At 57.0% G+C, this 13,417-nt stretch carries 11 protein-coding genes and 1 other annotated feature (1 of these 12 running past the window's edge); of the genes, 1 reads left to right on the forward strand and 10 read right to left on the reverse strand.

What is annotated here, in order from left to right:
* Positions 1 to 71: 71 nt before the first annotated feature.
* From mreD to KQX66_RS25095, 6 genes are all read right to left on the reverse strand, one after another.
* Positions 72 to 599, reverse strand: coding sequence for a rod shape-determining protein MreD (mreD, locus tag KQX66_RS25070; protein ID WP_216795533.1), 528 nt, complete (start codon positions 597 to 599; stop codon positions 72 to 74).
* A gap of 5 nt (positions 600 to 604) precedes the next feature.
* Positions 605 to 1,459: a rod shape-determining protein MreC gene (gene mreC / locus KQX66_RS25075; RefSeq protein WP_216795534.1), complete on the reverse strand. Its 855-nt coding sequence runs from the start codon at positions 1,457 to 1,459 to the stop codon at positions 605 to 607.
* A 29-nt stretch (positions 1,460 to 1,488) separates the two neighbouring features.
* On the reverse strand, positions 1,489 to 2,523 hold the full coding sequence (locus KQX66_RS25080) for a rod shape-determining protein (protein ID WP_216795535.1): 1,035 nt from the start codon (positions 2,521 to 2,523) through the stop codon (positions 1,489 to 1,491).
* A 165-nt stretch (positions 2,524 to 2,688) separates the two neighbouring features.
* Positions 2,689 to 3,378, reverse strand: a complete 690-nt coding sequence (gene radC / locus KQX66_RS25085; protein ID WP_025849632.1) for a RadC family protein — start codon at positions 3,376 to 3,378, stop codon at positions 2,689 to 2,691.
* 270 nt (positions 3,379 to 3,648) lie between these two features.
* The gene (locus KQX66_RS25090) at positions 3,649 to 4,359 is read right to left on the reverse strand and encodes a Maf family protein (RefSeq protein ID WP_216795536.1); all 711 of its coding nucleotides are present in this window, start codon (positions 4,357 to 4,359) and stop codon (positions 3,649 to 3,651) included.
* Between the two features lie 63 nt (positions 4,360 to 4,422).
* On the reverse strand, positions 4,423 to 4,665 hold the full coding sequence (locus KQX66_RS25095; protein ID WP_054975041.1) for a DUF4321 domain-containing protein: 243 nt from the start codon (positions 4,663 to 4,665) through the stop codon (positions 4,423 to 4,425).
* A 198-nt stretch (positions 4,666 to 4,863) separates the two neighbouring features.
* On the opposite strand from KQX66_RS25095, the gene KQX66_RS25100 reads away from it, so the two are divergent.
* Positions 4,864 to 6,192 (forward strand): N-acetylmuramoyl-L-alanine amidase, encoded by a 1,329-nt coding sequence (locus KQX66_RS25100; RefSeq protein ID WP_216795537.1) that lies wholly within the window; start codon positions 4,864 to 4,866, stop codon positions 6,190 to 6,192.
* 91 nt (positions 6,193 to 6,283) lie between these two features.
* Here the strand turns inward: KQX66_RS25100 and KQX66_RS25105 are convergent, their stop codons facing one another.
* The 4 genes from KQX66_RS25105 to KQX66_RS25120 form a co-directional block, all read right to left on the reverse strand.
* Positions 6,284 to 7,609 (reverse strand): hypothetical protein, encoded by a 1,326-nt coding sequence (locus tag KQX66_RS25105; protein ID WP_216795538.1) that lies wholly within the window; start codon positions 7,607 to 7,609, stop codon positions 6,284 to 6,286.
* A 139-nt stretch (positions 7,610 to 7,748) separates the two neighbouring features.
* Complete coding sequence (murC, locus tag KQX66_RS25110) at positions 7,749 to 9,128, reverse strand: UDP-N-acetylmuramate--L-alanine ligase (protein ID WP_216795539.1); 1,380 nt, start codon at positions 9,126 to 9,128, stop codon at positions 7,749 to 7,751.
* Between the two features lie 8 nt (positions 9,129 to 9,136).
* The gene (locus KQX66_RS25115) at positions 9,137 to 10,516 is read right to left on the reverse strand and encodes a bifunctional folylpolyglutamate synthase/dihydrofolate synthase (RefSeq protein ID WP_216795540.1); all 1,380 of its coding nucleotides are present in this window, start codon (positions 10,514 to 10,516) and stop codon (positions 9,137 to 9,139) included.
* 6 nt (positions 10,517 to 10,522) lie between these two features.
* Entirely contained in the window at positions 10,523 to 13,192 is a 2,670-nt protein-coding gene (locus KQX66_RS25120) for a valine--tRNA ligase (RefSeq protein WP_216795541.1), read from the reverse strand.
* Positions 13,193 to 13,294: 102 nt separating this feature from the next.
* Positions 13,295 to 13,417, reverse strand: a binding site (T-box leader); it runs 130 nt beyond the window's last position.

A 13,417-nucleotide genomic window follows, 5' to 3' on the forward strand; every position in this document is an offset into this window, starting at 1 on the left:
CGCTCCTACCTCCTAAGCCTATACAATTCGGCTTGGCGCGGGCGTTCTCCTGCTGCCTTGCGTTAAAAAAATTATTCCATTTCCTCGCTCTGCTTCACCGGAAGACTCTCGAAAAGCTTGCGGATCGGCACGTAAATGGCAAGCGCAAACAACAGGTTGATCAGCATGCTCGGCAGCATCTGATGAAGGAATACCCACTCAAGGTTCGTATGGGTGACACGAAACAGCCGGAACAAGCCGTAAATCGCCGTATCGTAAAACAAATTGCCGAGCCCGATCACGACCATGCTGATCACGATGCTCGAATAAATGCGTCCTTGCAGCATGCCGGCCAAATATCCGGCAAGGCCCATACCGAACGATACCGGTCCGAGCATGGGCGAATGATAGATGAAGTCGTGCAGCATACCGAAAACGAGGCCGTAAACTAGCGCTGTATGCCGGTTAATGTACAATCCGATAAATAGAACGATAACAAGGACAAAATGCGGGTCCACCTGAACCTTCGATTGCCAAGCGACGGGAACGAGCCAAGGAAGGAGCGTTCCTTCGAGCAGAAACAAAACGAAGAGAATCAGCCACAGCTTTTTATGACTCATGCGGCTCACCTCAATTCCGGCACTTCAACGACGAATACTTCGCGGAGATGGTTGAAGGAAGCAAACGGCTCGATCTCGGCGACATGGGTGACGGACTCGCCCTCGTACCGTTGCACCACTTTGCCGATTTCTATGCCGTTCGGGAAAACAAGCCCTTTCCCTGCCGTAATAATCGTATCTCCTACCTTGAGCTGATCTTGCGGATCGATTTTCGTCATAATCAGCTTTTGCTTGTCCAGATCGAACCGTTCGATCATGCCAAACGACTCGTTCTCTCTTCCTTTGACGGTGGCGGATATTGCCTTGGATTCCGAGGCGGCCTTGTCGTCGATTCCCGTAAGAAGCTGGACATCCGAATAAAAATTGGAAACCGCAACGACGCGGCCAATCAGACCTTCCACCGATTGAACGGCCATGTTCGGGCGGATGCCGTCTTTTTCTCCCAGATTGATCGTAATCGTTTTGTTCGATTGCTGGAACGTCACCACATTGGCAATCCGGAAGTTATACTTGTTCATCGACTTTTGCCGCTCCGTGAAGCCGAGTTCCGCCTGCAGCCGTTCATTCTGCAGCTCCAATTCGTTCAGCCGCGTCGTATCGCGGGCGTATCTGGACAGAGTTTCCCGCAGTACCGTATTTTCTTCATGAAGCGTACGAAGCCGGTTCACTTCTTCGAACACGCCGGCAACAAAACTGACCGGCTTATAGATCAGTCCTTGCGTCCATGAAATCGTATCTTTCACAAATTTCTCCGGCCAAGTTTTATAGCCCAGTTGACCGAAGGTCAGCCCCATCAGCGCAATAAAACAGATGAGGCCGAGCATCAGGATCAGCAGTCTTTTATTCCCCAGTAGTTTCAATGGCTACACCTTCCAACCTAAGACTGCGCTTAGCGCCTGGACCTGCTTGTAGGGCCGGTTCTCGTTTTGAACAAATGAATGTTCTCAAGCGCGCGTCCGGTGCCGATAGCCACGCAATCCAAAGGATTCTCGGCGACCAGTACCGGCATGCCGGTTTCACGGGACAGCAGCTTATCCAGATTGCGGAGCAAGCCCCCGCCGCCGGTCAGCACGATGCCGCGGTCCATAATGTCGGCCGCCAGCTCCGGCGGGCATTTCTCAAGCGTAACCTTGACGGCTTCCACGATGCTGTTCACCGTGTCGGCAAGCGCTTCGGTAATCTCGTCGGACGTGACGGCCATCGTTTTGGGCAGACCGGACACGAGATCGCGGCCGCGGATTTCAAGACGGGTCGGCGGCTCCAACGGCAGTGCCGAACCGATCTCCATCTTGATCTGTTCCGCCGTGCGCTCGCCGATCATCAAATTGTATGTGCGTTTAATATATTGGATGATCGCTTCATCCATCTCGTCGCCAGCCACACGGATCGAACGGCTGGTGACGATGCCGCCGAGGGAAATGACGGCGACTTCGGTCGTCCCCCCGCCGATATCCACCACCATGCTGCCGGTCGGCTCCCATACCGGAAGATCGGCGCCGATGGCCGCGGCGAACGGCTCTTCGATCGTATACGCATCGCGAGCGCCGGCTTGGCGCGTCGCATCTTCTACCGCGCGTTTCTCCACAGCGGTAATTCCCGAGGGAACGCATACCATGACGCTCGGGTGACGTTGAAACAAGACGCGCTGCTTCTGCGCTTGACGGAGGAAATATTTGATCATCGTCGACGTGGTCTCGAAATCGGCAATGACGCCGTCCTTCATCGGACGGATCGCGCGGATATTGCCCGGCGTTCTGCCGATCATCTTCTTCGCGTCGTTGCCTACGGCCTCGATCGTTTTCGTATCCGTGCGAATCGCGACGACGGACGGCTCGCGCACGACGATGCCTTTGCCTTTGACGTATACTAATGTATTTGCGGTTCCCAGGTCGATACCCAAATCTTTTGTGAATCCTCCGAACATGGTTGGTGCTCCCTTCTCTATTTGAGGCGCTGATCACGCGGAATGGTTTGTTTGATGCGGCTTACGAGGAGCTGCCGCACTGCTGCGGCAACGCATTTGCGGCCTGACGGCCAAGGCTCGTCTAATCCCGAACCTCCTGCCGTCCGGCCCGTTTCTTTCATTATATTACATGAATCCAAGCTCCTTCAAACTTACGTAGCGCTTATCGCCGATGACGATATGATCCAGCACGTCAATCCCGACAATTTCGCCCGCTTGGACTAAACGCTTGGTGATTTCCACGTCCTCCGGACTCGGCGTAGGGTCGCCGCTCGGATGATTGTGGGCGCATACAATCGAAGCGCTGCTGCGCTTGATGGCCGCCCGGAATACTTCGCGGGGATGTACGATGGAGGCGTTCAAGCTACCCATCGACAAGGTTTCCTGGCCGATGACGTGATTTTTCGTATTTAAGAACAGGCACACAAAATGCTCTTTCTGCAAATAGCGCAAATCCTCCATCAGCAGCGCAGCGACATCCTGCGGCGAGCGAATCGTAACCGTTTCGTTCATCGTGCTTCGCGCCAGCCTTCTCCCGAGCTCGATGCCCGCTTGAATCTGCAGCGCTTTGGCTTCGCCGATGCCTTTGATTTCGGTAAGCTGCTCCATGCTCATGTCCGTCAGCATGCGGAGACCGCCGCATTCGAGAAGCAGTCGCTGGGCAACGTGAACGGCAGATTCCTGGTATGTACCGGTGCGGAGCAAAATAGCCAGCAGTTCCGCATTGCTCAGTGCTTGTGCCCCATACAACATCATGCGCTCTCTCGGTCGGTCTTCGCTGGGGACATCGCGCAAGGTCATATTGGGCGATTCCATGCATTCCCTTCTTTCTATGAGATGTCCGAGTCCTCATTATAGCATGATGTTTTGTCAAATGACAGCGACCGAAAAAACGTGTCGAATACCGAACTGATGCACGCAGGCCAAGCGGTAAAACCTATATATCTCTTCGGGAGCCGGAGTCGATTTCAGTCCCGGGGCCCGTTGGGAAATGATGGTCGGGAGGCGCGAAAAGCGCCGGATGAAGGGCGCCTTTCTTGGAGAAGTTTAGCGATTCGCTGCGGGACACCCGGAAGGCGTCCGGCTCTATAGCACCCGGATGCCGTGGGCCCCCAACATCTCGGACAACAGGTACATAGGCAATCCGACTACGGTAAAATAATCGCCGTCGATGGTTTGAATCAAGGTGGAGCCTAAGCCTTGGATGCCGTAAGCCCCCGCTTTATCCATCGGCTCTCCCGTTCGAATGTAATTCCGAATTTGCTCGTCCGTGAGCGGCTTCATGCCGACTTTGGTCACGCTGTGCCCGACGGTCATGCGGCAGCTTCCCGTAAGACGGTCGGCCGATGTTGCATACACTGCCCCGGGAAGCCGGCTAACCGAGACCTCCGTGCCTCCGGCTTCGCCGTTCGGGGCGTTGTCCACCGTCAGTCCGATACAGGCTATCCCGGTGTATACTTCGTGTTCCGCGCCTTGAAGCGCGCTAAGCATCCGGAAGGCATCCGCTTCATCCTGCGGCTTGCCGAGCACCTCGCCCTGCCATACGACAATGGTGTCCGACCCGATAAGGACACCGTCCTCCGGCACGGAATCGTCCGCCTTCAAACGCGAAAGTACGGCCAGCGCCTTGCGCCTGGACAGCTCTTCCACGATTTGCGAAGGCGTCAGGCCGGGGGCCGTCGTTTCGTCCGCATCGCTCGCTTGGACGACGAAGGGCAGCTGAAGGAAGCGGATCAGCTCCTGGCGGCGCGGAGAAGATGAAGCCAGTATTAAGGTTTTGGATGTCGTGAGCGTCATAAACCGGTCCCTCGTTTCGAATTTTGTAAAAGTGGGTCTTTGCCGTCTCCGTCCGCTTCGGTCCTAAAGCTTGCGGTACAGCCAAAAGCCGGCCGCCAGCCCGACGATGCTGATCAGATTCAGCCGAATATGCAGATTCAGATCGTACCGGATGACCAACAAATCGGCTTTGGGCTGCCAGGTCAGCTCTACGGATTTGGTCAGAAAGGACAAGCCCGCATACGGCGACAGCAGTTGGCCGATAAGCGTTCCGGCGACGAGCCCGAGCAGCAGCATGAGGATGAACGTGAGCGTATTCTTTTTCAAAATATAGGATACCTCTTTCGTAAAAAATGCAATCGGCCGCTTCGAAAATGCCACACGTCATTATACCATAACTCGCGAAATAACAAGCGGACTTTTAGTTAACAAAGGACTTCTTCGCGTAGGAATATTTTACCGCTTACCTGATGCAAGAAATACCAATACAATAAAAACCGGATCAAGGAAGGAGTGGACCGGAAGATGCGAAAGCCATGGATGCGGGCCGCTTTGCTTGCGTTCGCCCTTCTGGTGCTGCCGGGGCATGCCTCGGCTGCGAAAATTGTCGTCGATGCAGGACATGGGGGCTCCGATTCCGGGGCCATCGGGGTGAATGGCCTGCAGGAGAAAACGGTGAACCTGGACATTGCCCGCCGGCTGCGGGACCTGCTTGTCCAGCGGGGCTATGAGGTGGTCATGTCCCGGAACACCGACGATTTTATTTCGCTCAAGGGACGCGTCGACTTCACCAATGGACAGCAGCCCGATCTGTTCGTCTCCGTTCACGCGAATTCGTATTTTAATGCGGACGCACGCGGGGCCATGGTGCTTTATTATGACGACGCCTACCCTCAGAGCAGCTACCCCGCCAGCGAAGAGATGAAGGCGCTCACACCCGAGAGCCGCAAGCTGGCGCAGCAGGTGCTGGACGCCTTCGTCCAAACGACGGGACTGGAAAATAAGGGACTTGTTCCCAGCGCGGTATATGTCGTGCGGATGGGAACGGTGCCGAGCATTCTTGTGGAGACGGCGTTTCTCTCGAACGCAGAGGAGGCGGAGCTGCTGGCCAGCGACTCGATGCGCCAGACGATGGCGCTCGGTATTGCCCGCGGCATTGAAGCGTACATATCGCCGCAAAGCAACGTGTTCCCCGATCTTCGGGGACACTGGGCCCGGGACGCCGTCCTGCGGCTGAAAGCGCAAGGCGTGGTTGAAGGCACCGGCGGGCGGTTCGAGCCCGGCCGGATGCTGACGAGAGCGGAGTGGGCGACGCTGCTCGGCCGGGTGTTCGACCTGCCGGCGGCGAAGCCGGCAGGGAGCTCCTGCGCCGGTGACGGCACGGTCACCGGCGGGGTTTACGGCGACGGCGGCGGGAGCTGCGGAGCCGCCGGGGCCGGCGCGGGCGCGTACCGCGACGCGAGCGCGGGGCATTGGGCCTTCGCCGCCCTCGATCGGGCGGTGAAGGCCGACGTGCTGGAGGGCTACCCCGACGGCACGCTCCGGCCCGACCGGCCCGTGACCCGGGCGGAGGCGGCGGCGATGTTTCAGCGGCTGGCGAAGGCGCCGCCGGGACCGGGCGGGCAGCCGCCGTTCCGGGACGTGAAGGCGGGCCTCTGGGCCGTGGACGCCATCGCGAGCCTCAAGCGGGCCGGCTGGATCGACGGTGTGACGGCGGAGCGCTTCGAGCCGGAGCGGCTGATCACACGAGCGGAGGCCGCCGCGCTGGTTGACCGCTACGTGGCGGATGCAGCAACCCCGAAGAAACCGCCCCCTGATCCGCCATCATCCGGCAAGATTTCAACCGGCAAGTAAACCTTTATACCCGCGGAAAAGCCGTCCGAACTGAATGCGGTCCGGACGGCTCTTTTCATGCGCCCCCGTCGGCGGATGTCTGCTCGTGAGTTTAAGGAAGCGCAACCGCTTGGAGCAATTCCTTCTCCGCTACGACATACTGCATGGCAGCCGTTTGCGCCTGCCACAGGAAGGCTTGGGACGGGTTCTTCTTGTATTCCTCAAGTGACGCCACAGCCGTATTCAAGGAATTATTCATTTTGGGCAGCGCCTTCTTCCCGGCTTCGCCCAGACCGTCGCTGACCGCGGCAGCCGTCTGGGACCAGCTTTGATGCGTCGTCTTGATCGACTGCAGCGCCTTGTCGTCAAGCGCTTCCGGCTTGGCGTCGGCCGCATGAGCGATCGTTTGTGCCGCGATGAGCTTCACAAGCTTATCCCCTTGCGCTATATAATTGGAAAACACATCGGCTTGCTTGCCGTTCCATTTGACTTTCGTCACCGCCGGCAAATCGAGTGTTTTGACAATCACCTCGATATTTTTTTGCTGATAAGCTTGCGACAGCCCCAGAGCTTCGTCCCGGCTTCCCGCCATTCCCACATAGACCGGGTGCTTGTCTCCCCCATCTACCGCTCCCGCCAGCCCTTTCTTGCGAAAATCCGCAGCCGCGGCCTCGGCTCCCTGCGCGCTGCTGAATACCCCGCCTTGCAGAACGGCATATGATTTCGCCGGGATCTGCACCGGCACGCCGATTGCAGAACCGCTCGCCGGGGCTGCCGAATCCGCGACGCCCGGCTTGGACGCCGCATCTCCGGTTTTACCGGCCGTCTCTCCCGTGGAAGCCGTCCCGCCGGCCCCGGCTCCCTTTGTCCCTTGCTGGGCTGTCGTTGTGCCGCCCGGGGTTGTTGCTTTGCCGGAGTCCGTACCGCCCGAAAACATCGACAAAACCAAAAAACCGAACGCGACGCCCGTTACAACCGCACCGGCGACGGAAGCGGTAATCCGAATCCAAGAGCCGTTGCCCGGGGTTCTTCTGAAATAGGCCGATTCCTCCTGCGTATAAGGCCGGTGCGTTCGCTCCATACCGCCAGTCGGATCCGGCCGCTCGACGTAGCCTGTTTCCGGATCGAACGACCGGCCGCCGCCCGATTCGCGAATCAATTGTTCCACGCGGTGCGTCTCGGTCTCAAAGGAGCTCTGCCAACCGCCGAAATCGGTCGTATATTCATTAAGCGCAGGTCCGGTCCACAGCGGTCCTCTTAGTTTTCCGGTCTCTACCGGCGGCTTGTCCGGCTCCTCGCGACTTTCGTCAGCCCGCTGCTCCACGACCGTGTATTCTTCCGATCGAAGGGGGATAACCTGCGGCCCGCTCCCCGTTTCCTGCCGTTCTTGCCGCTGCCCGTCCTTGTGGAAACGAAACGTCATCTTGGTCTTGTTCATTGCGCCAACTCTCCCTTGTCCCATAGTCGTGTTACTAGACTATGAGAATCGGTCCGCAAATAGAACGGTCGCAAGCAAAAAACCCCCGGCTTCGCCGCTCAAAAAGAACGGCGTTCCGGAGGTTTTTCGTTTCGTACTGCTAAGCCAAGCGTTCCGTCAATGCCTCGGCAAGACCGGCCGCCGCTTTCCATATATCTCCCGCGCCCATCGTAATCACCAAATCTCCGGGCCGCACCGACTTCAGCAAATAGGTCTGCACCTGCTCCTTGGTCGGGACGTAGCGCACGTTGGCGTTGCTGTTCTGACGAATCAGCTCGACGAGCTTCGCGGAATCGATGCCTTCGATCTGCTTCTCGCCCGCAGGCGAATAGATGTCGGTAATGATCACTTCGTCCGCCTCGGGAAACGCACGGCTGAACTGCTCGAACAAAAAGTACGTCCGCGTGTAGCGCTGAGGCTGAAATACGGCGATAATCCGTTTACCTGTCGCCTTGGCCGCTTGAATCGTCGCTTCGATTTCGGTCGGATGGTGCGCGTAATCGTCGATCACCAGAATGTCGTCGACTTCTCCGAGCACCTGAAAACGCCGCTTGGCCCCCCGAAACTCGGTAATCGCTTCCGCAATCCGGTCGAAGGAGAGCCCTGCTTCCATGCAAGTAATCAGCGTAGCGAGCGCATTGTAGACGTTGTGCTTGCCCGGTACGGACAGATGAATCGTTCCGAGCGCCTCGCCGCCGCGCATCACATCGAAGGATACTTTACGGTCGCCAAGAACGATGTTCCGAGCCGTAAAATCCGCTTCCGCTTCGATCGCATACGTGAGGACCTCGCTATTTACGCTGGAGATCATCTCTTTCAAGTATTGGTCGTCCAAGCAAACGACAGCCTTGCCGTCCTCTTTCACCTGGCTCAAAAACTGCGCATAGGCTTTTTTCAAATTTTCAAAATTGCCGTCGTAGTTTTCCAGATGATCCGCTTCAATATTATTTACCAACGCAATGGCAGGCTGGTACTGCAAAAACGAACCGTCGCTCTCGTCCGCTTCCGCGACGACCCAATCGCCCTTCCCCGCCTTGGCGTTGCTTCCCACGTTCATAATTTCCCCGCCGATGATGAAGGTCGGGTCCAAGCCGCAGCGCTCAAGCACGAGCGCGATCATCGACGACGTGGTCGTCTTTCCGTGCGCGCCTGCAACCGCGATGCCTTTCTTGGCGTTCATCAGTCTCGCCAACATTTGCGAACGATGCAGCATCGGAATGTTCAATTCCTCCGCCGCCACCATTTCGACATTATCCTTGGCCAAAGCCGTGGAATATACGACGACGTCCGCGCCTTTCACATTTTGCGCCTTGTGCCCGATGAACACTTGCGCCCCTTTGGCCGCAAGCTTCTCCGTCAGCTCCTGCTGCGCCAAATCGGATCCCGAAACTTGGTAGCCCATTTCCAGCATCACTTTGGCAATGGCACTCATGCCGTACCCGCCGATGCCGATAAAATGGATATGCTCCGATGTATTCACGCCTGCGTTCACCAGCCTTTTTCAGAATCGGATTGATGCTTGATCCAGGAACGGACGTCCCCTATTAAATATAACGTGCCGGAGACGACAGCCAGGTCGTCCTGTGCCGTCATACGTTTAAGCCGCTCCAGCCCCGTCTTCCAATCGGGTTCCACGATCACTTCCACGTCGTGCCTCCCGCACTCCGCCAGAAGCGACTTGGCCAGTCCGGCCAGATCTTCGGCAGCGGCCTTTTTCAGCCAATTCGGCTCGGTTAGGATAAGCGTATCCACTATTGGTAGTATATGCCTCAAATAGCCCGTATGATTCTTGTTCGTCAGCATTCCCATCATAAAATGGAGCCTATTGTACGAATACGTTCCCTTCAGGGCTGCGGCAAGCGACTCGGCCCCTTCGGGGTTGTGCGCGCCGTCGATCAGAATGCGCGGCTCCTGCGATACCATCTCCAACCGCCCCGGCCACTGCGCCGCTTTCATGGCTCGAAGCAAATCCTCGTCTTCCACGATCAGCGCATAATATTGCCGCAGCACCTCAAGCGTCATTAACGCGACTGCCGCGTTTTTCAGCTGGTGCGGGCCGTTCATGGAGATGGCAACGTCCGGAATGTCCCGGAACGTGCCGGTAAACCGGAACGTCTGCTCGTTTTCCTTGATCGAGATCGTTTCATAACGAAACTCCCGGCCCAGCAAATAAAGCGTGCTGTTCTTGACCTTCGCCGCTTCCTCGACGACCCGGACGACCTCCGGCTGCTCCACGGCGCTTACAACCGGGACGCCCGCTTTAATAATGGCCGCCTTCTCGGCCGCGATTTTCTCCAGCGTATCGCCGAGAAACTCCATGTGGTCATGACCGATATTTGTAATGACGGAGACAAGCGGCGTCACGATATTCGTCGAATCCAACCGTCCGCCGAGCCCCGTTTCCCAGACGACAAAGTCGGGATAAGCGGTGCGTGCGAAATACTCGATTGCGATCACAGTCGAGATCTCGAACATCGACGGCTGGCCGAACTCCTCCGCAACCTGATCGACGAGCGGCTTGATTTTATTGATCACCTTCAGCAGGTCTTCGTCCGGGATATTGACCCCGTTGAGCCGAATGCGCTCGTTGTAGCTTTCAATGTAAGGAGAAGTAAATGTTCCCACATCATAGCCGCATGTGCGGATTACTTCGGTCAAATAGGCACAAACCGATCCCTTGCCGTTCGTACCGGCGACATGAATAAACTTGAGACGCCGGTGAGGATGGTCGAGCAGCTCCATGAGCCGCTCCATCCTCTCCAGTCCCGGCTTGATTCCCGCCAGAGGAATAAATCGGACAACCCAGTCGATCGCTTCCCGGGCCGTCCGGAACGGCCCTTCGTTAACGCTTAGCTGTGTTTCGCTCATGATGGCTCATCCTCTCAGTTCGGCCAGCCGAGCCGACACTTTATCCCGTTTGTCCGCATAATCGGCGAGCTTGGCTTTCTCCTCGTCGATGACTTTGGCCGGCGCTTTGGCAACGAAGCCTTGGTTGGCAAGCTTTTTCTCGATCCGGTCCACTTCGCCGTGCAGCGTAGTAAGCTCTTTTTCCAGACGCGCTATTTCCTGGGCAATGTCGATCAGCCCCGCAAGCGGCAAGAACAGCTCCGCCCCGGTTACGATGCCCGTCATCGCTTTTTCCGGCGTTGCGAGCCCAAGCTCGATGGAAAGTGCCGACGTATTGCAGAAACGTTGCACGTATTCTTCGTTGCGCTTCAGAATTGCCAGCGATTCTTCGCCGGCCGGCTTCACGAGCAGCTCGACCTTTTTGCTCATCGGCACGTTCACTTCCGCACGAATATTGCGCACCGTCCGGATGATGTCCATCAGCAGCTCCATCTCACGCACCGCGTCCGCCGCTTCAAAGCGCGCCTCGAAGGTCGGCCACGCCGCGAGCGTAATCGTCTCGCCTTCATGAGGCAGGTGCTGCCAGATTTCCTCGCTGATAAATGGCATGAACGGGTGAATCAAGCGCTGCGTACGGTCCAGCACGTAAGCCAGAACGGATTTCGTCGTTTTCTTCGCCGCTTCGTCGCTGCCGTACAAGGACAGCTTACTGAATTCGATGTACCAGTCGCACAGATCGTCCCAAATGAAATTGTACAACAGACGTCCGGTTTCCCCGAATTCATACGCATCGATCAGTCGGGTCACTTCGCGGACGGTTTCGTTGAGGCGGTGCAAAATCCAACGGTCGGCCGTACCAAGCTCGCCGCTCAGGTCGATATCCGACGCTTGGAAATCGCCCAGATTCATCAGGACGAAGCGCGAAGCGTTCCAAATTTTATTGGCAAAGTTGCGCGCCTGCTCGACTTTCTCCCAGCGGAAGCGGAGATCCTGTCCCGGCGTGGAGCCGGTGGAAATCATAAAGCGCATGGCGTCGGCGCCGTACTTTTCGATGACTTCAAGCGGATCGACGCCGTTGCCGAGAGACTTGGACATTTTGCGGCCTTCCGCGTCGCGGACGAGCCCGTGAATCAGCACGTCTTTGAACGGAATTTGATCCGTGTATTCGAGTCCGCTGAAAATCATCCGCGCGACCCAGAAATAAATAATATCGTAGCCGGTTACGAGCAGACTGGTCGGGTAATAACGCTTCAGATCTTCCGTCTGTTCCGGCCAGCCAAGCGTAGAGAACGGCCACAGCGCGGAGCTGAACCAGGTATCCAGCACGTCGTTGTCCTGGGTCAGATGCGAGCCGCCGCAATGCGGGCATACGGTAGCGTCCTCGCGGGAGACGATCATTTCTCCGCAATCGCTGCAGTACCAGGCCGGAATGCGGTGTCCCCACCACAGCTGGCGGGAAATGCACCAGTCACGAATGTTTTCGATCCAATGCAGATAAATTTTTTCGAAGCGATCCGGTACGAAGTTCGCGCCTTGGCCCGACTTCTGCGCTTCGATTGCGCGTTCGGCGAGCGGCTTCATTTTAACGAACCACTGCGTGGACAAGTACGGCTCCACGACGGCGCCGCTGCGCTCGCTGTGTCCGACCTGATGCACGTGTTCCTCGATTTTGATCAGCACGCCGAACTCCTTCATATCCGCCACAATCTGCTTGCGGCAGTCGAAGCGGTCCATCCCTTGATACTTGCCGGCATTTTCGTTCATTTTGCCGGATTCGTCCATCACAAGCACCTGCGGAAGATCGTGGCGTCTGCCTACCTCAAAATCGTTCGGGTCGTGCGCCGGAGTAATTTTCACCGCGCCGCTGCCGAAATCTTTCTCGACATATTCGTCGCCAACGATCGGAATTTCGCGGCCAATGATCGGAAGCACAAGCGTTTTGCCGATCAGGTGCTTGTATCGCTCATCTTCCGGATGGACCGCGACGGCCGTATCCCCGAGCATCGTTTCCGGACGGGTCGTCGCCACGACGATGAACTCATTGCTGTCCTTCACCGGATATTTCAAATGATACAGCGCACCCTGCACCTCTTTGTATTCGACTTCGATGTCGGAAAGCGCCGTGCGGGCGGCCGGGTCCCAGTTGATGATATATTTGCCTCGGTAAATCAGCCCTTTTTCGTACAAGCGGACGAATACTTCGCGCACCGCCTTGGACAGCCCTTCGTCCAAAGTGAAACGTTCGCGGGAATAGTCGAGCGAGAAGCCCATTTTGGCCCACTGCTCGCGGATCGTTCCGGCGTAATGCTCCTTCCACTCCCACACCTTTTCCAAAAACTTCTCGCGGCCGAGATCGTACCGCGTCACGCCTTCCTCGCGGAGCTTCTGCTCCACCTTCGTCTGCGTCGCGATGCCCGCATGGTCGGAGCCCGGCAGCCACAAGGCGTCGTAGCCCTGCATCCGTTTGGTCCGCGCCATAATATCCTGGAGCGTAAAATCGAGCGCATGGCCGATATGCAGCATACCGGTGACGTTCGGAGGCGGGATAACCATCGTGTACGGCTTCGCATCCTGACGCTGCCCCGCTTTAAAGTATTGTCCCTTAAGCCAGTAGTCGTACCACTTTTTCTCGGCTTCCTTCGGATCGTAGGTTGTCGGCATAGCCGTTTCCGGCGCCGCTTGTTTGGTTTCTTCCATCACTGCAACCTCCAAATACACATAATTGTGGTTTGTTTTGAGTTTTCAGCTTACAGTACCATTGCCGGAGAAATGGCGACAAACAAATAAAAGCCTTCCGCCGCAAAGGACGAAAGGCTCTCGCTTCCGTGGTACCACCTTTATTCCGCCCGTGCTCCGAGAAGCTGGAAGCTTCCCTTCATCCGTGCGGCACTCGAACAGATAACGGCTGTGACCGGCCGAATC

Origin of the sequence: Paenibacillus oleatilyticus, from assembly GCF_018998565.1 — a bacterium.
In the GTDB taxonomy this organism is placed as follows: Bacteria; Bacillota; Bacilli; order Paenibacillales; family NBRC-103111; genus Paenibacillus_G; species Paenibacillus_G oleatilyticus.